Raw genomic sequence first — 23,921 nt, 5'->3', positions numbered from 1 at the left:
GTCGCCTCCGTGGGTCCGCGCATCACGATCAGCGCCCGATGACGGCGGGAGCGCCGCCCTCGTCGGTGCCCCACACGTCCTCGTCCTCCTGGACCCAGCTGCTGCGGCCGCGGTCACCGCTCTGGGTGGACTGGCCGCCCTGGGTGTTGCCGCCCACGGGGTAGTACGGGCTGCCCGAGCCGGTCGTCGCGGTTCGGCCCCGGGTGACGACCACGTCCTCGTCGTCCTCGGCGGCGCGCCGCGCCCGCGACCGGCCGCGAGTGGCGCCGCCCGCGTCGGTGAGGACGGTGCGGACACGTTCACCGCTGCCGCTGTTGTTCCCGGCCCCGCCCATGCCGCCCATGCCGCCCATGCCCGGGAACAGCGGGGTCCCGCCGGAACCGTCCGCCGATCCCGTGCCGGCCGTGCCCGAGGTTCCGTCCGCGAGGCCGGCGGACGCCGGGGCACCGAGGGCGCCCCCGGACAGCAGGTCGCCGGTGGTGCCGTCGTCGTAGTCGGAGTACCCGGAGTAGTCGGCGTACTGGTTGCCGGCGCCCGCGCCGAGACCGTCCAGCAGACTCGAACCGAGTGCGGAGGACCCACTGCCGTCGAGCGCGCCGAGGCCGTCCCCGAGGTTGCCGGATGAGGACAGGTCGTCCAGGTCGAGGCTGCTGCTCGTGGTGGGTGTGACGGTGTGGTCCGCGAGGTCGAGGTCGTCCAGGCCGTCCCCGAGGCCGCTGATGTTGCCCGTGGTGACCGTGCCGTCGGGGGCGGTGGTGGTCAGGTCGCCGGTCTCCGGGTCGATGGTCGTCTTGGTGCCGTCGGGGAAGGTGGTGGTGAGCGTGCCGTCCGGGTTGAGCGTGGTCGTGCTGCCGTCCGGGTTGACGTGGCCGCCGGGGATCGTCAGGTCACCGGTGGTCTTGGTGCCGTCGGGGGCGGTGGTGGTGACGATGCCCGTCTCCGGGTCCAGAAGCTGGGTCGTGCCGTCCGGGTAGCGGGTGGTCAGGGTGCCGTCCGGGTTGAGGGTCGTGGTGCTGCCGTCGGGGTTGGTGAGCGTGGAGCCCTTGGTGGCGGAGTTGCCGTCGTCCGTCGTACCGCCGAGGCCGAGGCCCAGGCCCCCGCCGAGGTTGGTGGAGGTGCCGTCACCCAGGCCGTCCCCGAGTCCGTCACCCAGGCCGTCCCCGAGACCGTCCCCGAGGTTGGACAGGTCGCCGAGGCCGTCGGTGAGACTGTTGGTGTCGCCCAGCCCGTCGCCCAGGTCGCCGAGGCCGTCACCCAGGTTGTCCAGCCCGTCGCCGAGGCCGTCGCCCAGATTGTCCAGACTGTCTCCCAGTCCGTCCCCGAGGTTGTTGAAGCTGTCGCCGAGGTTGTTCAGGCCGTCGCCGAGGTTCTGGCCGAGGTTGTTCAGCGAGTTGTTGAGGTCCTCCCGGTGCTGGTCGGCCTCGTCCTCGGCGATCTGCCGCTGGTCGTCGGCGTAGCTCTCCGAGAGGGTGGAGGTGTCCTTGGTGCGGATTTCGGAGAAGGCGTCCTCCAGGTCGCTCCACGCCGTCTTGAGGTTCGTGAGCGAGGTCTGGGCCTTCGCCACCAGGTCCGTCTGCACGTTGTCGTTCCACTGCTTGACGGCGTCCTCGCCCATCTTCTTCCACGAGGCCATGTCGTGGAGGTCGCCGTATTCGGGGTGGACCTGTTTGAAGCCGGAGTCGGTGTCGTAGCTCTTGGCCGCGCCGAGCGAGGTCACCGTGGTGTGCTTGATGTTGTTCTGGAGCACCCATACGGACACCTTGTCGAGGATCTCCATCAGGATGCGGTGCGGGTCGTGACGGCCGTCGGCGGCCCACGCGTCCCAGGCGTCGCTGAGCGCCTTCGCCTCCGTCATCAGCGCCTTCTCCGCGGCCGCGAGCGCCTGGCTGAACCGGGACTTCGGGACGTGACCGCCGGGCATCGCCTCCGCGGTGGCGGCCGCCTCGGGGGCGAGCTGGTCCACGTAGCCGTCGTAGTTCCTGTGCAGCTGGTGGATCAGCTGCCAGAACAGTCCGGCCGCCTGGCCGCGCCAGGCCGCGTTCTCCTCACCGAGCGAGGTCTCCCACTGTTCGAGCGTCGCCGCGTGGTCCTCGAAGAACTTCATCGCCCGGTCGAAGGCCTGGGCGGTGCGTTCGAAGGAGTCGGCGTCCACGGCCTCGCTGTTGACCACCGTCAGTCCGTTGTACGAGAACCCGCGCGTGGTGCGGGCGGAGCGCAGTTGGTCGATCGCCGCCTTGGATCCGCTCTGGTACTGCGAGAGCAGACTCAGGTCCCATTCGTTGCCGAGTACGCCGGTGAACTTGCCCGCGCTCCAGAGTTCCCCGGCGTCCAGCAGCCGGGCTCGGCCGTTGCCGTCCACCGGCACGCCGATGAAGACGATGTTCGCCTGGTACAGGGTGCCGTCATCGTGCCTGCCGTCGCCGCCGGCGTGGACGAACGCCAGGTCGTAGTCCTCGCCCTGCTGGGTGTGCCAGCCGACCAGGACGGAGAAGTTGCTCGACGTCAGCTCGGTCGACGACATGATCGAGATGTCCATGCGGAAGAGCGGGAAGCCCTCGCTGCTCATGAGCGTGTCGAACAGCTTCTTCCTGCTGGGGAGCGGGTAGCCGGTGTAGAGGGTGACCGCCTTTCCCCAGTAGTCGTCGGTGTCGGAAACTATCGGCATGGCGGGGCTCCGCTGCGTGGGGGTGGAGGAGGTGGGCGGCGATGCGGCGGTGGCCGCGGGTCAGTCGTCGGACGACCCCGCGTCCTCCAGGTCCTCGTCGACTCCGGACCAGACGTCGAGCAGCTTCTCGCCGCTGATGCTCTCCAGCGTGCTGCCCTGGGTGTGGAGGAGGGTGGTGATGGTCTCCTCCAGGCTGTCGTCGATGTCGTCGAAGAGGATCTTCTGATCGCCGAGGATGTCGTCGATGGACTTCGCGGACCCCAGGGCCGACGCCACCAGTGTCTTGCCGTAGACCGTGTCGTCGCCCGTCATGAGGCCGATGCCGAGGACGGGGTTCTCGTCCATGTACGCGGCGGGGATGGTTCCCTTCACGATGCTGTGCAGGGCCAGGATCCCGTTGGGGTCGTCCTTCACGATGTTCTTGAGGGCCGTGATGAACGTGGCCAGGTCGTTCTCCCTGAACGTCTTGAGCTTCTGGGCGTCGAGATGGGTCAGGTCCGCCATGGCGTGGTCCTCTGGGGTGCTCGTGGGGCGACGGGAAACCGGACGGGTCGTCCCGGCGGGGCCGGCCGTCCGCCCGGTTCGTCGGGCTGGTGCCTCCGGCTGGGCCGGGTCAGCGGCCGATGCGGACTTCGGACCACATCTGGGAGAGCGAGTTCTCGCTGTACCGGTAGCTGTCGGAGATGTCCGTGAGCAGCGAGGAGTGCGAGGTGAGCAGGTTCTCCATGTTCTTGACCGCCGCGTCCCATGCCGCCTGCTTCTGCGTGTACATCGCGGCGTCCTCGCCGTACCAGGACTTCTTCAGCTCGCCGAGCTCGGCCTCCAGGGACGCCAGCGTGTTGGCTATCGCCCTGGTCTGCTGGACCATGTCGTCGGCGGCGTTGTTCATGTGGTTGTAGTCGACGTAGATGTAGCCGTCGGTCAGGTTGTCGGCCATGAGGGGTCTCCTGCTCGGTGGGGGAGGGGCGAGGGCCGGGGCCCGGCGGCCCCGTGGTGGTCGATTCGGGTCAGCCGACGAGCTGGTCGAAGGCGGCCTGCGACTGGCTGTACGCCTGGTTGATCGACTCGTTGGAGGAGCCCTGCGTCCTGCCGTGCTGCGTGAGGCTCTGGTTGAGCTTGTCGACCATGTCCTCGAGGCTGCGCAGGATGCTGTCGCACTGGTCGTCCCACTGCTTGAGCAGTCCGCCGAACTGGCCGCCGTCGCTGCCCTGGTAGCCGCTGGACAGCGTGGCGCGGGTGTTGTCGACGTCCTGGCGGGACTTCAGGATGCCGCTGAACGCGCTCTCCAGTGCCTGGATGCCGTTGCGGGTCGCCTGTTCGTTCGACTGCTGGCCATTGCCTGCCATGGTTCTGCCTTTCGGTCCGGTCCTGCCGCGACTGCGACTTCGGGAGATTAGGGTTGCTGGTGAGAAGGGTGCAACACGGCGCGGCCGAACACCTGTCGCATCGGCCAAAACGTCAACTACGTTTACCTGCCCGCAACTTGTCGTCGTCGGCCGGTCCGGCGTCCTTCGGCGCGGCCTTGTCCGCGGTGGCCGTCGGGCAGGTGGAGGTCGTCGACGCGGGTACGGCTCCGGCCGCCGCCTCGGGGCTCAGGTCGGGGCCGGTCGGCAGCATCGCCAGCAGCGGCGAGGGCAGTCGCCGGGCCTCGGCCTCGCCGTAGCCCAGCGCCTTGAGCGCCTTCTCGGACGTCACCCGGTACTTGACCCCGTCGTCGCCCACGAAGTAGGTCGTACCGCCGATCGTGCCGCCGCCCGCGCCCAGCACTCGGGCCAGCAGTCCGTGCCCGGGCCGGACGACGACCGCGTCCACCGGCAGACAGGCCCGGGACACCCGGTCCCCGCCGCTCTGAGCGACCGGGGACAGCGAGCTCTCCCGCACCAGGACGGAGCTGACCCGCACGCCGTCCGAACCCGGCAGCACCTGCGCGCACGCCGACCAGCCGTCGGGGACCCGGGCCGCACGCGGCGGCGTGTCGGGCAGACCGGCGGTGGACGGGTCGCGGCCCGTGCTGCCGGGCGCCTGGTGGTCCTTGAGGACGTCCGCGCCGACCGGGAGGGCGGTCGGGGAGCTGCCGCCGTACGCCTTCTTCCGGGTGGCGGGGTCGCCGAGGACCAGGGCCGCGGTGGTCGCGGTGACCGGGGTGAGGCCCTCGTCGCGGAGCAGGAAGTACTGGCTGTTCGGGTCCTCCTGGCCGCCGGGTGAGGCGTTCGTGCCGGAGTCGGCGGCTCCGCCCGGCACCGTGATCTGGAATACCTGGCCGATTCTGGTCGCCGTACCGCCGAGGGAGGGCCCGGCCGAACCCAGGCCCGGCACCGACGGCGGGGCCAGCTCAGGGCCCGCCACGAGGGCGTCCAGGAAGGCGGCGGACACCGGACGGGGGGTCACCGAGCTGTAGCCCAGCGACAGCAGGGCCCCGGACCTGGTGTCCAGCGGCAGCCGACTGCCCTGCCACACCAGGTACGTCCTCGCGTCCGGGCCGCCGACCAGCACCGCTTCGTCGGCCTCGAGCGGGTCGCCGTCCAGCGGGACCCCGGCCGCGAGTGCCGTCACCGCGCGCGTGCCGTCCGTCCGGTCGGCGCCGACCGTGCCGCTCGCGTCGCCCGAGGAGGTTCCCGCCGCCTTCGCGGGGGCCAGCGCCGAGCACACCGTCCAGGCGCCGCTCTCCAGGTCGCCCGGGGCGGGTACGGCGTCCGGTGCCCCCGTGATGCCCACCGCGGCGCCCACCGGGGTGCCGCGCAGTGAGGAGGTGCCCACGTCCGTGGTCGCCAGGTCCGCGCCGCCGATGAGCAGGGCCGACGCGTAGTTGCGCACCGGGCGCAGCCGTTCGCCGAGGTAGAGGTAGCGGGCGCCGGTGTCCTTGTTGACGATCAGGGCCTCGCCGCTGCGCCAGGAGTCGTTGCCGCCGGGGGAGATCAGGCCGAACACCACCGCCCCCGCGGCGATCAGGACCGCGATCACCACCCCGATGCCCGCGCCCCGCGTCGTGCGGCCCAGGGGGCTTTCGGGGGCGTCGGGTTCGGCGAGCAGCATGCCCGAGGTGAGCCGGCCCATGACGAAGGCGTGCGCCTGCACCTGGTCGCGCTTGGATTGCATGAACCGCGGTCCTTCCAGTCGGCCGATCCGCGTCGGCCGGGTCAGCTGTGCGTCGGCAGGAGTCAGCCGTTGAGGGCGCGCAGTGCGGCGAAGACGCCGAGCACCCACAGCGTCAGCGGCAGCAGGGCGATCGCCAGCAGCGACTGCAGGAGTTCCGCCGCCCGGCCCCAGTACGGCAGCATCCGCCGCCCCGGCACCGTCCACGACGCCACCGCGAGGACCGTGGCCAGCGCCAGCAGGCCCGCCACCACCAGCGGCCGGTCCGCGGGCGCGGTGTCCGCGGCCAGCGCGGCCACCAGCAGCACGACGCCCCAGGCGCCCGGCAGCACCAGCGCCAGCCGCTGCCACACGTTGACCATGCCCCGGCCGTGCACCAGCAGGAGCAGCGCCAGGGCCACGGCGGTCAGGATCTCGGCGAGGCCGGGGTGGCGGGACAGCGGGACCAGGCAGCCGGCGCACAGGATGCCGGAGGCGGCGTAGAGGCCGGTCATCCAGCCGCTCGCGAGCTCGGTACGGGTGGCCACGTCCCCGCTGTCGTAGGGCTCGATGCCCTCCTGGAGCTGCTGCGGGTTGGTCGGCAGGGCCGGCATCCGCAGGCCGGCCAGCCGGAACGACAGCGACGGCACGAAGCCGCCGAGCAGCACGGCCAGCGAGGCCACCGTGGCGGCCGCCCCGTCGGCGGCCAGGTCGAAGACGCTCATCAGGCCGCCCGCCACCGCGCCCGCGACGGCCACCAGCGCGGAGGCCGCGAACAGCGGGGTGCGTACGGCCGTCAGCGCCAGGGCGAGCACCGCGCCGCCCGCTCCGGCGGCCGAGGCCGCGAGCAGCCGGGCGCCGAGCACCTGGTAGGCGTGTGGGCCGGCGATCTCGCCGCCGGGCAGCAGCCAGCCCGCCAGCGCCAGGAAGGGCGCGGCCATGAAGCCGAGGGTGGCGCCCGCCGCAGCGTCGCCGACGGCGCGGCTCGCGGAGGCCGCCCCGGCGAGCAGCAGCAGCCCGGCGACGCCGGCCGTGACGACGCGCGGACCGGCAGGGCCGCCGGGCCAGGCCAGCACCAGCAACCCCAGTGTGAGGACGGTCACCACCAGGCCGAGCAGCAGACGGCGGCCCGCGGCCGGGGTCCAGCCGTGCAGCCGGTCCCGGGTGACGGTGGCGATGCCGTCCACCAGGTCGTCGAGCCGTACCTGCGGCAACGCCTCGGTGTGCGGGCGGAGATAGAGGACCTCGCCGTCCTTGAGGTCCACCGCCGCCAGCGTGGCCTCCTCGTCCAGCGGGGTGCCGCCGAGCCGTTGCAGGACCCAGCCGTCGTGCTCCAGACCGTTCTCCTCGATGTCCTCTCCGGCGTAGCGCAGCAGGGTGGGCAGCAGATCGGCCACGGGTACGTCCGCGGGCACCGCCAGGTCGATGGTCCTGGCCGGGGCACGTACCGTCAGGCGGCACAGTCCCGCAACGGAGCTGTCGGTCATCGGGAGTCTCACGTCTCCAGGGAAATCGGGGCCGCGAGGGGGCCGCGGGGCGAAGGGCCGGACGTGACACGCGGATCGAGGTGTCGGCCCGGGGCTGCTTGGACGTAGGAGTCGTCGGCATGCAGACTACTGACCGACAACCGAACGGAATTATGAGCCCCGGAACAGTGGCGTGTCACAACGCCGCCCGGCGAGCGGCCCGTTGGGTGCGGCAGACCGGGCGTTAAGGCCCATTTCCGCTAAGGAGCATGTGCGTTGAGCGTGGTTCTCTTCCGTCGGCCTGCGCGCCGCAGGGGCCCCGACATGCCCGAGGGCGAACTGAGCCTGCAGGAACCGCCGACGCTCCCGGAGACCGTCCCGGACAGCTCCGCGGTGTGGACGTACCTGCCGATGGCGATGATGTCGGTGTCGATGATGCTGATCTTCATCAAACCCGGTGGCGGCAGCGGCGCCTTCAGCTACATCGCGCTCGGCATGATGGTGATGGCCTCCGCCGCCATGATGGTCGGCCAGGTCATGCGCAAGGCGGGCGAGCGCAAGCAGCGGCTGCGCGGCGAGCGGCGCGACTACCTGCGCTACCTCACCCAGACGCGGCGCCAGGTCCATCGGGCCGTCGTCGAGCAGCAACTCGCGCTCGCCTGGCGCCACCCCGACCCCAGGGTCCTTCCGGCCATGGTCCGCACCACCCGGCTGTGGGAACGCCGGGTCAAGGACGAGGACTTCGGCGAGGTCCGCATAGCCGTCGGCGACCAGCAGCTGTCGATGCGGCTCAACCCGCTGGCCACCAAGCCCGTGGAGGACCTCGAACCCCTCAGCGCGCACGCGCTGCGCCGCTTCATCCGCGCCTACAGCACCGTCCCCGACCAGCCGATCGCCCTGTATCTGCGGTCGTGGTCACGGGTGCTGACACGCGGCGACGAGGCCGCCGCCCGGGCCATGGTCCGCGCCGCGCTCAGCCAACTGGCACTCTTCCACCCGCCGGAGGAGCTGTGGATCGCGCTGTGCGTCTCGGACGAGCGGCGTGCCGAGTGGGAGTGGGTCAAGTGGCTCCCGCACAACCTGCATCCGCAGGAGCAGGACGGCGCCGGCCCGGCCCGGATGGTCGCGGGCGCCTTCAACGACCTGGAGGACCTGCTCGGCGCCGAGTTCGCCGAACGGCCGGTGTTCGACCCGGACGCGGTGCCCGGACGCGACGAGCCGCTCACCGTGATCGTGGTGGACGGCGTCCCCGTCCCCGCAGGTCACCGCCTCGACGGGCAGGGCTTCCGCAACACCATCGTGCTGGACCTGTCCGGCGCCCTCACCTGGCGCCCGGGACGCAGCACCCTGCGCCTGGACGTCACCCCGGCGGCGGTACGGCTGGTGCGCACCGACCGCACCCGCAAGGAACAGGCCACCCTGCTGGGCCGCCCCGACCGGATGGGTCCGGCCGCGGCGGAGGCACTGGCCCGGCTCATCTCCCCGTACCGGATGAGCCTGACCGCCGATGCCGCCGAACCACTCACCAGCGACGTGCAGTTGACCGCTCTGCTCGGCATCCCCGACCTGTACCGACACGATCCGGCCACGCTGTGGAGGCGCAACACCGGCGCCGCGCGGCTACGGGTGCCGATCGCGGTCGGCGCCGACGGCGCACCCGTGGACCTCGACATCAAGGAGTCCGCGCAGGGCGGCATGGGCCCGCACGGCATGCTGATCGGCGCCACCGGTTCCGGCAAGAGCGAACTGCTGCGCACACTCGTCCTGGGCCTGGCCCTCACCAACTCCTCCGAGACCCTCAACTTCATCCTCGTCGACTTCAAGGGCGGTGCGACCTTCCTCGGCCTGGACGAACTCCCGCACACCTCGGCCGTCATCACCAACCTCGCCGACGAGGTCGCCCTGGTGGAACGGATGCAGGACGCCCTGCACGGTGAACTGATCCGACGTCAGGAGCTGTTGCGCGCGGCCGGCAACTACACCTCCGCCCTGGAGTACGAGAAGGCGCGCGCGTCCGGCACCCCGCTCGCCCCGCTGCCCAGCCTCTTCGTCGTCGTCGACGAGTTCAGCGAACTGCTCGCCGCGCACCGGGAGTTCATGGACCTGTTCGTGATGATCGGCCGCCTCGGCCGGTCCCTGGGCGTGCACCTGCTGCTCGCCTCGCAGCGCCTGGACGAGGGCCGCATGCACCAACTGGAGAGCCACCTCTCCTACCGGCTGGGCCTGCGCACCTTCTCCGCGATGGAGAGCCGCGGCGTGCTCGGCGTGCCCGACGCCTACCAGCTTCCCTCACAGCCCGGCGCGGGTTTCCTCAAGAGCGGCGTGGAGGCGCTGACCCGCTTCCGCGCCGCCTACGTCTCCGGCCCCTACCGGCACCGGCGCGGGGCCGCCGTCCAGGCCCGGGTCGCCAGCCAGGTCGTGCCCTGGACGGCGGGCTGGGTGGTGCCCCGTACCTCCGCCCCCGCACCCGAGCCGCGGCCGGAGGAGGAGACCGAGTCCGCCGAGAGCCTGCTGTCGGTGGCCGTGGACCGGCTGCGCGACTCCGGTCCCGCCGCACACCAGGTGTGGCTGCCGCCGCTCGGCGCGCCCCCCACCCTCGACGCGGTACTGCCCGGCCTGGAGGTCACCGCCGACCGCGGCCTGAGCGCCACCCGCTGGCCCGGCACCGGACGCCTGCGGGTACCCGTCGGACTGGTCGACAAACCCTTCGACCAGCGCCGCGACCCGCTCGTCCTCGACCTGTCGGCCGGCGGCGGGCATGTCGCCGTCGCGGGCGGTTCGCAGAGCGGCAAGTCGACCGTGCTGCGCACCCTGATCGCCTCCCTGGCCCTCACCCACACGCCGGCCGAGGTGCAGTTCTACTGCCTGGACTTCGGCGGCGGCACGCTCTCCTCCCTGGCCGGGCTGCCGCACGTCGGAGGGGTCGCGGCCCGACTGGACAGCGAGCGCATCAGCCGTACGGTCGCCGAGGTCACCGCCGTGTTCAACCACCGCGAGCAGTTCTTCCTCGACCACGGCATCGACTCCATGGCCAGCTACCGGCGGCGCCGGGCGGCCGGCGAGTTCGCCGACGAGTCCCACGGCGACGTGTTCCTCGTGGTCGACGGCTGGGCGCAGGTCAAGCAGAACTTCGACCATCTGCTGCCGACCCTCAACCAGATCGCCACCGGCGGCCTGAACTACGGCATCCACCTCGTCGTCAGCACGACACGCTGGGTGGAGCTGAGCGCCCAGGTCCGCGACCAGAGCGCGACCCGCCTGGAACTGCGGCTCGGCGATCCCATGGACTCCGTGGTGGACGTCCGCAAGGCCGCCACCGTGCCCCGGCAGCCGGGACGCGGCCTGACCGTCGACGGGAAGCTGCACTTCCTGACCGCCCTGCCCCGCACCGACGGCAGCGACGCTGCCGAGGACCTCTCCGACGGAGTCGCCGCCCTCGCGGAGAGCATCGCCGCGGGCTGGTCCGGCCCGCCCGCTCCCGCCGTACGGATGCTTCCGCACCGCCTGTCGTCCTCGGCGCTGCCCGCGCCCGAACTCGGCGACGGACTGCGGCTGCCGCTGGGCCAGGACGAGGAGGCCCTCTCCACCCTGTGGCACGACTTCGGCCGGACCCCGCACCTGGTGGCGGTCGGCGACACCGAGAGCGGCAAGACCAACCTGCTGCGGCTGGTCGCGAACGCCGTCACCGCCCGCTACAGCCCGGCCGAGGCCCGGGTCCTGGTGGTCGACTACCGGCGCGAGCTGGTGGACGCCGTCCCGGCCGACTACCAGCTCGGCCACGCGGTCTCCCTGGACGCCCTCAAGGAACTGGTGGGCGGCTCGGCCCGGGCCATCAAGACCCGCCTGCCCGGCCAGGACATCACCCCGGCCCGGATGCGGCTGGCCGACTGGTGGAACGGGCCGCGACTGTTCATCCTGGTCGACGACTACGACATGGTCGTGGGCAGCAACAACTTCGACCATCCCTTCGCCCCGCTCTTCGACCACATCGCCCTCGGCCACGAACTCGGGCTGCACATCGTCGCGGTGCGCTCCGCGACGGGCGCCGGCCGCGGGCTGAACGACCAGCTCCTGCGCCGCCTCGACGAGGCCAACACGCCCGGCGTCCTGCTGTCCTGCCCGCCGTCGGAGGGCTACGTCTTCGGCAACATCAAGCCGCGCAACCTGCCGCCCGGGCGGGCCCAGTACATCGCGCGGCGCAAGGCGACCCTGATCCAGACGGCGCTGCTCGACGAGGAGGGCGGGGAGGACCGGGGGACCACCTGAGAGGCGGTGGTGGCCGTCCCTCGTCTGCCACCACGACCCGTCCGGTGGCGGCGGGGTCTCAGACCTCGCCGCCCGGCTCCGGCGAGATGTCGGAGCCCGCGGGCCGCCAGCGACGTGCCCGGCCGCGCGGGACGACCACCGCGGCCCAGGCCACCAGCAGCATCACCGCACCTCCGCCCGCCGCGAGCAGCACGGCACGCCGGGTGGGCCGGGACCCGGCGTCGGCGGGCAGAGCGACCGGCACCTGCCGGTCCGGGGTCCCCGGCCGTGCGGCCCGGTCCGACCGTGGGGCGCTCACGGCGGTCACGGCCGCGTACGGGTCGAGGCGGGGAACGGTGTCGGGGTAGGCGGTCGAGACGAGCCGCTCGGCCGACTGCTGCCCGGTCAACTCCGGGTGCGCCGAGCGCACTTGCGCGGCCGCACCCGCCACGAACGCCGCCGCGAAGGAGGCGCCCGAGCCGATGAAGTGTCCCGAGCCCCGGGGGCCGATGCCGATCACACCGTCGCCCGGAGCCGTCAGGTCCGCGCCGCGGGGCAGCAGCGCGTCGTCCGGGCGGCCGCCGTCCGCGCCGACGTCCAGCACCGACAGGACCCCGGACTGGGCGGCGGGCCAGTAGTCACGAGGCGCCGGCGTCTCCTGGTCCGCGCCGCTCTTGGCGGGCGGATCGGGCACGGCCGCGGCCACTATCACCGCGTCGTGCGCGACGGCGCTCCTGACGGCCGCGGTGAGCTGCGCCGACCCGGTCTCCAGGGCGGGCGACACGACGATCACCTCGGCCTCGGCCTGCACCGCGGCGCTGATGCCGGCCGCGACACTCGCGGCCGTCGCCGCTCCCCGGGCGTCCGTTCCCCGTACGGCCACGATCCGGGCCCGCTGCGCGACACCGGCGAACCGGACGCCGTCGGAGGCGGCCGCGGCGACCAGCCCCGCGACGAAACTGCCGTGGCCCACGCAGTCCTCACCGGCCTGGCCCACCGCCGTCACCCGGCCCTTCAGCGCGGGCGCCGCCGTGGACACGCCGGTGTCCACCACGGCCACGGTCACCCAGGAACCGGAGGAGAACTCCCAGGCGCGTGTCAGCTGGAGCCTCTGCTGCTCCCACGGCACGGTGGTGGCACGCTGGGCCGAACTCCCGGTGCAGTCGGCGTCGGCGTCGAGCCGGGCGGGCATCACCGGCAACCGCAGCGGCTTCGGGTCCGCCGCCACGGCCGCGGGCGCGCCGACGAACGGCATGAGTGCTCCGAGGCCGAGGCCGAGGGCCAACGCCCGTGCGTGGGGCGGAAGATGAGGCCGGAGCGGGGGGCGACGCATGAAACGCATCCTACGGTCCGCTCCGAGCCGCCCGCCGCCGCACCCTCCCCGGACGGAAGCCGCGCACCCCCAGTCTCCGGGACGAGCGGCGACGGTCCGCGCCGGTCCGTTCCGGGCTCGGGTCAGGCGCCCTGGGGCGTCACCCGGACCGCCGGTACGTCGTCCGGCAGCAGCAACCGCAGGTCGTCCAGGCCCGGCGCGGCCATCGCGCTCACCCGGCCGGCCTGGCGCGTCATCATGGACTCCAGTACCTGCCGGGCGAGCCGGGCGTTGCCGAACGAGCGGTCCCTGGAGAGCGAGTCGAAGTGCTTGCGCAGCAGCGTGCCGACACCCGGCCCGCACTCGTATCCCGAGCTGTCCGCGTGCATCCGTACGATCGTGACCAACTCGTCCGACGTGTAGTCGGCGAACTCCACGCGCCGCGAGAACCGCGAGGACAGACCGGGGTTGGAGGCCATGAAGCCCTCCATCTCCCGGGTGTAGCCGGCGGCGATCACGACCACCTCGTCCCGGTGGTCCTCCATCAGCTTGAGCAGCGTGTCCACCGCCTCCTGGCCGAAGTCCGAGCCGGAGGAGCCGCCGGCCGGGGTCAGCGTGTACGCCTCGTCGATGAACAGCACGCCGCCGCGGGCCCGTTCGAAGACCTCGCGGGTGAGCTGCGCGGTGTGGCCGACGTACCGGCCGACGAGGTCGGCGCGGCTCACCTCGACCAGCTGGCCGCGCGGCAGCACGCCGAGCGAGACCAGGAGTTCGCCGTAGAGGCGGGCGACGGTGGTCTTGCCGGTGCCGGGAGGGCCGGTGAAGACGAGGTGATGGCTGATACGCGGGGCGGGCAGCCCGGCCGCCTCCCGGCGGCGCGCGGTCGAGAGCAGGTTGACCAGGTCCGTGACGTCCCGCTTGACCGCGTCCAGGCCCACCATGTCGCCGAGGCGTGACAGCGCGTCGCCCCGCGCGGGGCCGCCCGCGCCCTCGGCGGCCCCGGTCTGCTCGCCGACGTCCTGGGGGAGCAGCAGCGACAGGTCGCGCTCACCGACCTCGGTCAACGTGGCCAGCCGTACGGCCTGCCGGTCGACCATCTCCTCGAACACCTGCCGGGCGGCACGGCCGTTGCCGAACGTGGCGTCCTTGGGCATGCGCTCGAAGTGGGCGGCGAGCGCGGCACCGGTGCCCTCGCCGAGCTCGTACTGGTGGCGGGTACACATGCTCTCCATGATCGCCACCAGCTCGTGCACCGCGTAGTTCTCGAACTCCACGGTCCGGGAGAAACGCGAGGCGAGACCCGGGTTGGAGCCGAGAAAGGACTGCATCTCACCGGAGTAGCCGGCGGCGACGACCACCACGTCCTCGCGGTGGTCCTCCATCAGCTTCAGCAGCGTGTCCACGGCCTCCCGCCCGAAGTCGGCCCCGGAGTGACCGCTGTCGCTGGTCAGGGTGTACGCCTCGTCGATGAACAGCACACCGCCCAGCGCCCGGTTGAAGGTCTCGGTCGTCTTGATGGCGGTACCGCCGATGACCTGGGCCACCAGGTCGGCGCGTGACACCTCGACCAGGTGCCCGGAGCGCAGCGCGCCGAGCTGCGCCAGAACGGTCCCGTAGAGGCGGGCCACGGTGGTCTTGCCGGTGCCGGGAGGGCCGGCGAACACCAGGTGGCGGCTCATCGGCGGCGCGGACATGCCGAGTTGGGCACGGCGCTGGGCGAGCTGGGTGAGGTTGACGAGGGTACGGACCTGCTGTTTGACGTTGGACAGGCCGATCAGGGACTCCAGTTCGGCCAGCGGACCCGTCTCGGGGGCGGCGCCGCCCCCGCCCGGCAGGGTGCCGGCGGGGTCGGTGCCCTCGCGGTCGCCGTAACCCCAGGCGTCGCGCCGTCCGTTGCCGGTGCTGGTGAGTCCCTCGACGGCCAGTCGGTCGCCGGCCTTGGACTGGACGAGGCCGCTGCCCGTGTTGTCGCGCACGGTGCAGTTGACGACGGAGACCGGCGTGGTCGTCTCCACCCGGAGGCCGTCCTTGGCGCTGCCGGCGAGCGTGCAGCCGTTGAGCGAGGCACGTCCGCCCTCGTGGATCACGGCTCCGTTCCCGGCCGCGGTGGTGACCTGGACGCGGGTGGCGGTGAGTTCGCCCTCCGCCTCGACCGTCACACCGTCGGCGCCGGGCTCGCGGATCTCGCAGTCGCGGGCGGTCGCGCTGCCCTCCGCGGCCACCGACAGGCCGGGGCCGGCGGGAGCGAGCACGGTGGTGCCGCCGACGTAGAGGTTGCCGAGGCCCTCGACGTGGATGCCCGCGCCGCCCGCGCGGTCGATCTCGCTGTCCTCCAGCCGTCCCCGCCCGTCCTTGACGACCTCGACGCCGTTGCCGCCCGTTCCGCCGATCCGGACCCGCCGGAGCATCGGGTTGGCGCCCGTGCGGATACGGACCGCGGTGCCGGTGGTGTCGAGCACCTCCAGCCGGTCGATCTCGGCGGTGGACTCCTCCTCCAGGAGCACGGCGCTGTCCGCCGCGCAGTCCCGGACGGTCAGCGAGGTGAGCGTGGGCGAGGCGGAGCCCGCCACCCGCAGCGCGGGCGCCTGGGAGGAGTCCAGCCAGCAGTCCTCGAACGTGCCCCGGGCCCGGTCGGTGACCAGCAGACCGTTGCCCTCGGTGCGGGCGGTACGGCAGCGGCGCAGCAGCGGGTCGCTGCCGTGCGAGACGACGAACGCCGGCCCCGTCGTCGCGGTGACGCGGATGTCCTCCAGGACCGTGCGGGAGGCGCTGGTCAGGTGGACGCCGACCGCCGTGTCGTGCACGACCGTGCGCAGTACGCGCGTGGTGCAGTGCTCCTCCAGCGTGATGGACGGCTTGTCGGTGGAGGAGATGTCACAGTCCTCGACGGAGCCCTGGGCCTCACCGTTGGCGAGGACTCCGTGGCCCCGCGCGTCCCGGACGGTGCAGCCGCGCACCGTGACCCGGCCGCGTTCGCCGATGACGACACCCGAGGTACCCAGGTGCTCGACGGTGCACGAGTCCAGGGAACTCTCGACGGCCGAGGTGACGACCACGCCGGCGCCGCCCGGATTGCTGACCCGGCAGTCCCGCATGGCGAGCGAGCCGTTGCCCCGTGCGAGAACGGCGGTCCACGCCGCGCCGGTCACCTCGCAACCGTCCATCGCGGCCTGCCCCCGGACGGCGTCCACGGCGGGCATGTCCTCGTCCCGTCCCCGCAGCACCAGGTCGGTGAGCATCACGGCGTCCGCCCGCAGGCTCAGGACGCTGCCGTGCCGGGGCCGTATCTCCACCGTGCCCCGGGCCTGCTCGGCCACCAGCGTCACCCGGGTGCCGATGACGAGACTCTCCTCGTAGATCCCGGGCCGCACACTGATCACGGCACCGCTGCGCGCCCGCGCCAGGGCCTCGCCGATCGTTCGGAAACCCTCGGTTCCCTCCGGACAGACCGTCAGTAGCTGGCGTGACACGCGCTCTCCATCTCTCACAGCCGCAGCGGGCACGTGCTGCCCGGCGGCGGGGGAAGCCCCCATCATGCCGGTGCGCAGGGGCGGTTGACACGTCGGCCCGTGCGCGGAGGACCGTGTCCGGGCACCTCGTGCCGGGCGGGCGTGGTTCATTTCGATCGGGGATGCACCAATCCGGCCGCCTCTGGGGCCCGGATTCCCCGTGTGACGGAGAAGCAGGAGAAACGACGCACGGCCGGTTGCCGGTCGAGGCTGGTCGCGGGCGTTCTGAGCGGGGTCATGGCGGGGTTCGCCGCGCTGTGTGCGGCCGAGTCGGTGGCGGCGCGAGTGCGTCCCCAGGCGGGGCCCGTCGTGGCCGTGGGCGGGGCGGCCGTCGACCGTACGCCGGCCGGCGTGAAGGACTGGGCGATCCAGAACTTCGGCACCGACGACAAGCTGGTCCTCCAGGCCGGCATTCTCGCGGTCCTCGCGTTGTTCGCGTCGACTCTGGGCTTCCTCGCGCTGCGTCACCGGCGGACCGGTGCCTGCGGTGTCCTGGTCTTCGGCGTGGTGGGAGCGGTGGCGGCCACCGGTCGGCCCGACTCCGCGGGCCTCACCGACGCCCTCCCCTCCGTCGTGGGAGCGGTCGCCGGTGCCGTACTGCTGTATGTCCTGGCGGGCCGCCTGCGATGGGCGGGTCAGGCATCCGAGGAGCCCGGTCGGTCGGCCGGCGGGTCCGGTGCCGCCGAGGGGTGGGACCGGCGCGGTTTCGTGCGCGTGGCGACCGCCGCCGCGGCCGCCTCGGCCGGGGCGGGCGTGCTGGGCCGCACCCTCGCCGGCACGAGGAGCCGGGACGCGGTCGCCTCCCGCGAGGACGTCGTTCTGCCGTCGCCCGGGTCACGCGCCGCCGCGACGCCCGCGGGCGCCCAGGTCAGGGTCGACGGCGTCAGCCCTTTCGTCACGCCCAACAAGGACTTCTACCGGGTGGACACCGCGCTCGTGGTGCCGAAGGTGGATGCCACCACCTGGCGTCTGCGCATCCACGGCAAGGGGGTGCGCCGGCCGCTCACGGTGTCCTTCGACGACCTGTTGCGGCGGGAGCTGATCGAACGCGACATCACACTCACCTGTGTGTCGAACGAGGTCGGAGGCGCCTACGTCGGCACCGCGCGCTGGACCGGCGTACGGCTCGCCGATCTGCTCGCCGAGTGTGGGGTGCGGCTGCCGTCGCACGGTGGGCCGGCGGATCAGCTGGTGGCCCGCTCGGTGGACGGGATGACGATCGGCAGCCCGGTCGAGGACGTCATGGACGGGCGGGACGCCATGCTCGCGCTCGGCATGAACGGTGAGCCGCTGCCGTTCGCACACGGCTTCCCGGTGCGGATGGTGGTGCCCGGCCTGTACGGCTACGTCTCCGCTTGCAAGTGGGTCGAGGACCTCGAACTGACCACGTTCGACACCTACGACCCCTACTGGATCCGGCGCGGCTGGGCTCGGCGGGCACCCGTGAAGACCCAGTCGCGGATCGACACCCCGAAGCCGTTCGCCCGGCCGAAGGCCGGAGCGGTCATGGTCGCCGGAGTCGCCTGGGCGCAGCACCGGGGTATCGACAAGGTCGAGGTGCGTGTCGACGACGGCCCCTGGCGGGAGGCCACCCTGGCGGCCGAGGACTCCCGCGACACCTGGCGTCAGTGGTCCTACGCGTGGCAGGCCACCAAGGGCGGCCACACGCTCACCGTGCGGGCCACCGACCGCACGGGGACGGTGCAGACGCAGAAGCGCGCCCGCACCGTCCCCGACGGCGCCTCCGGACGTCACTCCGTGGTGGTGACCGTCGAATGAACCGCCCCCCGTTGTGCGCGGCCGGCTCACGGCGACTCGCCGTGAGGACCGGGAAGGCCGGTCACTCCCTCGCCGCCTGTGCCACGGCCACGCCCGCCCGGAGCGCGGCGAGGGGATCGGCCGCCTCGTCGAGTTCGATGAGCACGACACCGGCGCCGGGAGTCCGTGACATCGCCTCCGCCCATCCCGGCCAGTCCACGATGCCCGTGCCCAGTTCGGTCATGTAGGGCTGCTGCTGGGCGAACACCGTGTCGTCGATGGTGAGTTCCACGTCGATGGGCTTGACCGCGTCCTTCCAGTGCGCCAGTGCGACGCGCCGGGAGTGGCGACGCGCGACGGCGACGGGGTCGCCTCCGCCGAGTGCGATGTGGCAGGAGTCGGGACACAGCCACACGTAGCGCGGATCGGTCAGGGCCATGAACAGGTCGATGTCCCGCTCGTACCAGAGCGTGCTGTTGGACTCCGTGTGGAGGACGAGTTTCACCCCGTGCGCCGCGACGGCCTCGCCGACCACGTGGGCGATGTCGGCCATCCGGGACATGTACGCGGCATCGACGAAGAAGGGCGGCCGGGTCCCGAACGTCGTCCGCATCGGCAGCCCGGTGACGAGGAACTCCGCGCCCACCTCGGCGAGGAAGGCCGCCCGTCGCTCGGCGTCGGCGACGATCGCGGGCAGATTGCCGCCGTGCCGCCAGTCGGGAGCGTCGCCGCCCGCGACGAACGCGCTCACGACACGCAGGCCGCGGGACCGCAGCGCGCGGCGGAACGACGGCGCGTCGCCGAAGGCGCGCAGGGCCGAGTCGATGTCGCCGGGGGCGAAGGTCAGCTCCAGACCGGTCACGCCGGCCTCGGCCAGCGTGTCCATCACCCGCTCCCAGAACCGCCCGGGGTTCCTCACCGCCCAGTCACGCAGCGCGTCGGCGGACTCCAGCCCCCAGAAACCCGGGTGGTAGAAGGTGACGATGTCGGTGGCGAAACGTGGTGGTGCAACGCCCGGTGCCTCCGGACGGGCCCGGGGCGTCATGCGGCACCCGCACGAGCGTTGTAGACGACGAGGCTGCCCGTGTCGACGGCGTCCCGGTAGCTGCGGAACACGCCGAGTGCCTCGTCGCGGAGGACGTCGCGGACGATGTCGATGCCGCGTGCCTCGAACTGCTCGGCCCAGTCCGCGCCGAGCGGGCCCTCGTCGAACGTGGTGATGTCCTCGAGTTCGGGGCCGTCGCCGGCGATCACGAGAGAACGGACCCCGGACCACATGGTCGCGCCGTAACACTGCACGCACGGACGCCAGTTGACGACAAGTTCGTGTGCCGGGAGCCCGTCGCCGCCGAGGTCCCAGCCGCCGGTCGCGGTCTGGGCCAGCCCGAGTGCGAGGACCTCGGCGTGGGCGCTCGACACTCCCGAGGCGAGGACGACGTTCACGCCCACCGAGACGATCCGGCCGGTGTCCCGTTCGGCGACGAGTGCCGCGAACGGACCGCCGTCGCCCTCGCGCCAGTTGCGGTCGGCGAGCCGGTGCACGAGGCGCATCCGGTCCTCGCGGTCGGGGACCGTGGCGGGTACCCCGGTCAGCTCGTCGTCGATCCACGACGGCAGCGCCACGCGGTATTCCTTCGCGATGTCGATCACGGTCGGGCTTCCCTTCTCACTGTGCGGTCTCACCGGGCGGCGAGTGCGCTGGTGCGTCCGGTGACGGCCCGGGCGGTTCGTACGGCGGTCACCGCGCCGGTCAGGGTGACGTTGGCGGCCATCGAGGTGGGGATCACGCCGTTGCCGGCGAGGTACAGGTTCTCGAAGTCCCACACCCTGCCGTCCGGGTCGCACACGCTGGTGCCGTCGTCGGCGGCGCCGGCCCGGACGGTGCCGGTCTGGTGCAGTGACGAGCCGGGCGGAAGCAGCGCGCACTCGGTCGCCGGGTCGAGCGTGCCGAACTCACCGGCGATCGACCGAACCACGTCGAGCGCCCGCCCCAGGAGCGCGCGGTCGGCGTCGGAGTAGGCGAACTCGACGCTGATCCGCGGCATCCCGGCGAGGTCGGTCTCGGTGTCGGAGAACACGAGCCGGTTCTCGGGCCGTGATTCGACGGGGGCGTACAGGGAGAGGCCCACCGAGTGCGCGAGGGGGCGGCCGGCCTCGTCCAGGTAGGTGCGGTTCATGATCTGGCCGTGGAAGGGCTGCGCCGCTCCGTTGTGCGGCAGCCAGAGCGAGTCCGTGCTGAACTCACCGGTGCGCGGCCGGGGCAGGGCGTCGAGATCGATGCCGAACCGCTCGAGGTCGAGCAGCACCCGGGCGGTGATGAACGCGTGCTCGTTGAGATGGCGGCCCAGCGCCGGGGGGCGGATGCCGGAGGCGAACAGCAGTTGCGGGGTGCGCAGCGCGTCGGCACACACCACCACCGTGTCCGCGAGCACCTGTGACTCGGCGCCGTCGGTGACGCGGCGCAGCCGGGCGCCGCGGGCCCGGCCGTCCGAGACGAGGAGCCGTGTGACGAGTGTTCCGGTCACGAGGGTGAAGGCGGGGTCCGTGCCGGTCGCGATCGCGGGGAAGATCGTGCCCGGAGCGGTGCGCGGCAGGCGACCCGAGGCGTGTGAGGTGACGGCCATGGGCATCGGCTGCGGTCGCCGGTCGTCCGGTCCGATGCCGTCGAAGCGCCGTCGCAGCACGTCGAGGACCATCCGGCCGGTGCGGGTCGGGCCGATCGCGCGGGGGGTGACGGCGAGCAGCCGGCGTGCGGTGTCCAGGTCCGCCGTCCAGCGGACCGGGTCGCCGAAGTCGAACACCTCGTGTCCGGCGGGCCACGGCGTCGCGGCGGTCCAGTGCACGCCCATGCCGCCGGCGTTCCAGGCGAGCGCGGCCTGGGGCATCGCCTCGGCGTCCTCACCGAAGGCGAGCGCGTGGAACATCCCGGGTGTCAGGTCGCTGAGGCTGTCCGCCACCTCACGGACCACCTCGGCGCCGGTGTACATGCCCTGGATGCCGGTGCCGGTCCGTTCGTTGTAGCGCGACCAGAGCACCGGATCGTCGATGTCGTGCAGGTGCCGGCCGGGGGAGGCGCCGATCGCGCTGCCGCCCTCGACCATGGTGATGTGCAGCGCCGGGTCGCTCTCGCGCAGCAGCCGGGCCACGACGGATCCCATGATGCCGCTGCCCACGACGAGGACGTCGGTGCGGTCGGTTTCGGTCACGGTGAGACTCCTGATCTTCGTGCCACGGGTACCGCTGCGGAGCTCCGTGACACGGGTGCGGGTGTGGGGGGTTCGCCGCGCGGGCGAGGGTGCTGAGCTCCCGGTCATGCGCCGGGCACGAGGGGGCCGAACAGTTCGGTGTCCATGCGGTCGAGTGCCAGCTTCACGGCGCCGACGAGCGCCGCGTCGCGGCCCAGACTCGTGGCGCGCAGTTCGACCGCGGGGGTGCGGGCGGCGCGCATCGCCCGGCGCACCCGCGGCAGCAGCACGTCGGCCGCGTCCTCCAGACCGCCGCCGAGCACGATGAGCGACGGGGCGACCGTCCACGACAGGGTGGTGAGGATCGACGCGATGTTGTCGACGAACTCGTCGACCTCCGCGAGCGCGCCCGCGTCGCCGGCCCGGGCGGCGTCGAAGCGGCCGAGCGCCACTCGGCGCCGCTCCGGTTCGGGCGAGGTGAGCCCGGCCACGGGGTGGTTCTCGACCGAACCGGCCGGCATCGACGCGGCCTCGACGATCTCGCCGGCGGCCCCGTCGAGGCCGCGGTGCACGGCACCCCGGATGAGGATGCCGAGGCCCGTGCGGTTGCCGAGCACCGCCCAGACGACGTTGTCGTGATCGCCGGCCGCGCCCCGCCAACGCTCCGCCAGGGCACCCAGGTTGGAGTCGTTGTCCGCGAACCAGGGCATCCGGACGCGCCGTTCGAGTTCCTCGGGCAGGCGCACGCCCTCCCATCGTGTGGTGTGCACCAGGCGCCGTACGACTCCGTCGTCGTCGATGGCGCCACCGGCGGCGACCGCGCCGGCGCGAAGCCGGTCGGGTGAGCCGCCCGCGTCGTCGAGCGCCTCCAGCACCAGCGCCGCCGCGTCGTCCAGGGCGGCCCTCGGATCCTGGTAGGCGCGCAGCGGCCGGTGCGCCCGGCCGACGATCCGGCCGCGCACGTCGGCGACGACCGCGGACACGTCCAGGGTGGTGATGCGTACGGCTGCCAGCAGCGCGTGGTCGGCCCGCAGGTCGTAGCGGCGGGCGGGTCGCCCGGCGCTGCCGCTGGTCGGCACCCGTTCCAGCTCGGTGACCCAGCCCGACTCGACGAGGGAGTCCAGGATGAGTTCGATGGTGCGGCGGGAGAGGCCGGTCCGGTCGGCGAGCCCGGTGAGCGTGGTCGGCGCGGCCGACACCGCCAGCGCGCGGAGGATGACCGAGGTGTTGACCCGTCGGACAGCGCTCTGGTTCATTCCCGGCATCAGCACTCCTTCGCCGCCTCGGACACCGCGTGGACGAGGGGACCGTGGACGACGGGATCGAACACGCCCGTGGTGTCGGCGGCGAACGCCGCGCCCGGCCGCCCGTACTCGCGGACCGGATCGCCGTGTCCCCCGGTCGCTCTCGCCCAGGCCGGCTCCCGGCCGTGGACGAACGCCACCAGGTCGGCGTGCATACGGGTCGCCAGTTCCGCGGGCGGATTCGGCCCGAGGGCCCGGGCGGCGCCCGGTGCGTCGAGCAGGTCGAAGAAGAACGGGATGTCGACGCAGTGCGTGGCGCCGCCGAGGGCGGGGGAGGGCCATTCGAAGGAGTACAGCCAGGTGCCGGCGGTGGCCGCGCGGCGGGAGGCCGCGACGCGCGGGCAGACGGCGCGGAACAGGGTGTCCGTCAGGCGGGTGCCCGCCGCGCGTGCGGTGGCGCGTCCGGCCGCTGCGTCCGGGCTCGGGTGAGGGTTCTCCGGTGCGGTCGCGCCGTCGAACTCGTCGCCCGTCGCACCGAGCAGCAACGGCACGTCCCTCCCGTGCACGGCGAGTCCGTCGACGACGGACACCGGCAGGATGTCGTCGCCGACGTACGGACCGAGCACGATCGGACCGTCGTTCCGCTCGTTTCGCAGGCCGATGACCTCGCGTTGGATGTCCGCCACGCCGCGGCCGGCGAATCCCGCTCGCGTGGGTGGCACACCGAGCCGGTCCCCCAGCGCCGCGAGGAATGCACGCGCCGCTGCCTCGTCCACATCGAGGGTGACGCCGGACAGGCTGACCGCGCGGTGGAAGCGGCCGGTGCCGGCGGGCGACGAGAGCAGCGCGAGCACCGCACCGCCCCCGGCCGACTGGCCGGCCACGGTGACCCGGCCCGGATCACCTCCGAAGGCGCTGATGTTCTCGCGCACCCAGTCGAGGGCGAGCAGCAGGTCACGCAGGCCGAGGTTGGCCGGGACGTCGTCCAGTACGGCGAATCCGTCGACGCCCAGCCGATAGCCGACGGTGACGGTGACGACCCCGTCGCGGGCGAAGGCACGGCCGTCGTACCAGGGACTGACGGGGCTGCCCGCGAGGAAGCCACCTCCGTGGACCCACACCAGGACCGGGAAGGGCGCGCGGTCGTCGGCCGTGTCCGGGGCGACGACGCCGAGGTTCAGCACGTCGTCGCCCGGGACCGAAGGCTCCGGCACGGTGGTCGTGGTGAACAGGGGAACCGCCTGTGCGGTGGCACCTGGCCGGGACGCGTCGAACGGCTCCGTGAACCGGGCGCGCGCGACCGGCGCGGCGAACCGCCGTACGCCGGTGGGTGCTTCGGCGAACGGGATGCCGGGGAAGCGCCGTACCCGGCCGGTACGGCGGCCGACGACGGTGCCCGCGGGGGCGTGTACGGCGACCTTCTCCACGGGCGCGTCGAACGAGCCCTGCCGGTCGGTCATGGCGG

At 72.9% G+C, this 23,921-nt stretch carries 15 protein-coding genes; 2 read left to right on the top strand and 13 right to left on the bottom strand.

The features are described from left to right. Positions 1-28: 28 nt before the first annotated feature. From OG985_RS07685 to eccD, 6 genes are all read right to left on the bottom strand, one after another. A complete protein-coding gene (locus tag OG985_RS07685) occupies positions 29-2,665 on the bottom strand; it encodes an AAWKG family protein (RefSeq protein ID WP_371667474.1) in 2,637 nt (878 codons plus the stop codon). 60 nt (positions 2,666-2,725) lie between these two features. Next, a complete protein-coding gene (locus tag OG985_RS07680) occupies positions 2,726-3,169 on the bottom strand; it encodes a type VII secretion system-associated protein (RefSeq protein WP_371667473.1) in 444 nt (147 codons plus the stop codon). A gap of 109 nt (positions 3,170-3,278) precedes the next feature. Then, positions 3,279-3,602: a WXG100 family type VII secretion target gene (locus tag OG985_RS07675; protein WP_371667472.1), complete on the bottom strand. Its 324-nt coding sequence runs from the start codon at positions 3,600-3,602 to the stop codon at positions 3,279-3,281. 70 nt (positions 3,603-3,672) lie between these two features. Then, the gene (locus tag OG985_RS07670; protein WP_371667471.1) at positions 3,673-4,011 is read right to left on the bottom strand and encodes a hypothetical protein; all 339 of its coding nucleotides are present in this window, start codon (positions 4,009-4,011) and stop codon (positions 3,673-3,675) included. Positions 4,012-4,123: 112 nt separating this feature from the next. Next, complete coding sequence (gene eccB, locus OG985_RS07665; protein ID WP_371667470.1) at positions 4,124-5,761, bottom strand: type VII secretion protein EccB; 1,638 nt, start codon at positions 5,759-5,761, stop codon at positions 4,124-4,126. A gap of 62 nt (positions 5,762-5,823) precedes the next feature. Beyond that, positions 5,824-7,224 carry a type VII secretion integral membrane protein EccD gene (gene eccD / locus OG985_RS07660; protein ID WP_371674294.1) on the bottom strand — a complete coding sequence of 467 codons (1,401 nt, stop codon included), beginning with the start codon at positions 7,222-7,224 and terminating at the stop codon, positions 5,824-5,826. 303 nt (positions 7,225-7,527) lie between these two features. Between eccD and eccCa the strand changes: the two genes are divergently transcribed. Then, complete coding sequence (gene eccCa, locus OG985_RS07655) at positions 7,528-11,469, top strand: type VII secretion protein EccCa (protein ID WP_371674293.1); 3,942 nt, start codon at positions 7,528-7,530, stop codon at positions 11,467-11,469. Between the two features lie 58 nt (positions 11,470-11,527). On the opposite strand, the gene OG985_RS07650 is transcribed toward eccCa, so the two are convergent. Together OG985_RS07650 and OG985_RS07645 are read right to left on the bottom strand one after the other, a co-directional pair. Next, positions 11,528-12,703, bottom strand: coding sequence for a S8 family serine peptidase (locus OG985_RS07650; protein WP_371667469.1), 1,176 nt, complete (start codon positions 12,701-12,703; stop codon positions 11,528-11,530). Positions 12,704-12,903: 200 nt separating this feature from the next. Then, the gene (locus OG985_RS07645) at positions 12,904-16,230 is read right to left on the bottom strand and encodes a right-handed parallel beta-helix repeat-containing protein (protein WP_371667468.1); all 3,327 of its coding nucleotides are present in this window, start codon (positions 16,228-16,230) and stop codon (positions 12,904-12,906) included. A gap of 276 nt (positions 16,231-16,506) precedes the next feature. Here OG985_RS07645 and OG985_RS07640 point away from each other — a divergent pair, with 276 nt between their 5' ends. Beyond that, complete coding sequence (locus OG985_RS07640) at positions 16,507-18,048, top strand: sulfite oxidase (RefSeq protein ID WP_371674292.1); 1,542 nt, start codon at positions 16,507-16,509, stop codon at positions 18,046-18,048. Between the two features lie 61 nt (positions 18,049-18,109). Here the strand turns inward: OG985_RS07640 and OG985_RS07635 are convergent, their stop codons facing one another. The 5 genes from OG985_RS07635 to OG985_RS07615 form a co-directional block, all read right to left on the bottom strand. Next, complete coding sequence (locus OG985_RS07635) at positions 18,110-19,072, bottom strand: sugar phosphate isomerase/epimerase family protein (RefSeq protein WP_371667467.1); 963 nt, start codon at positions 19,070-19,072, stop codon at positions 18,110-18,112. After that, positions 19,069-19,677 carry a nucleoside deaminase gene (locus tag OG985_RS07630; RefSeq protein ID WP_371667466.1) on the bottom strand — a complete coding sequence of 203 codons (609 nt, stop codon included), beginning with the start codon at positions 19,675-19,677 and terminating at the stop codon, positions 19,069-19,071. The genes OG985_RS07635 and OG985_RS07630 overlap by 4 nt, the downstream gene beginning before the upstream one ends. Before the next feature lie 29 nt (positions 19,678-19,706). Further along, positions 19,707-21,233 carry a GMC oxidoreductase gene (locus tag OG985_RS07625; protein ID WP_371667465.1) on the bottom strand — a complete coding sequence of 509 codons (1,527 nt, stop codon included), beginning with the start codon at positions 21,231-21,233 and terminating at the stop codon, positions 19,707-19,709. A 104-nt stretch (positions 21,234-21,337) separates the two neighbouring features. After that, on the bottom strand, positions 21,338-22,468 hold the full coding sequence (locus OG985_RS07620) for an ROK family protein (RefSeq protein WP_371667464.1): 1,131 nt from the start codon (positions 22,466-22,468) through the stop codon (positions 21,338-21,340). A gap of 8 nt (positions 22,469-22,476) precedes the next feature. Continuing rightward, positions 22,477-23,916 carry a carboxylesterase family protein gene (locus OG985_RS07615; protein ID WP_371667463.1) on the bottom strand — a complete coding sequence of 480 codons (1,440 nt, stop codon included), beginning with the start codon at positions 23,914-23,916 and terminating at the stop codon, positions 22,477-22,479. Between the last annotated feature and the right edge of the window lie 5 nt (positions 23,917-23,921).

This window comes from Streptomyces sp. NBC_00289 (genome assembly GCF_041435115.1).
Taxonomy (GTDB): Bacteria; Actinomycetota; Actinomycetes; order Streptomycetales; family Streptomycetaceae; genus Streptomyces.
Note: the sequence above shows the minus strand (reverse complement) of the source record. Positions and strands in the feature narration are given on the sequence as shown.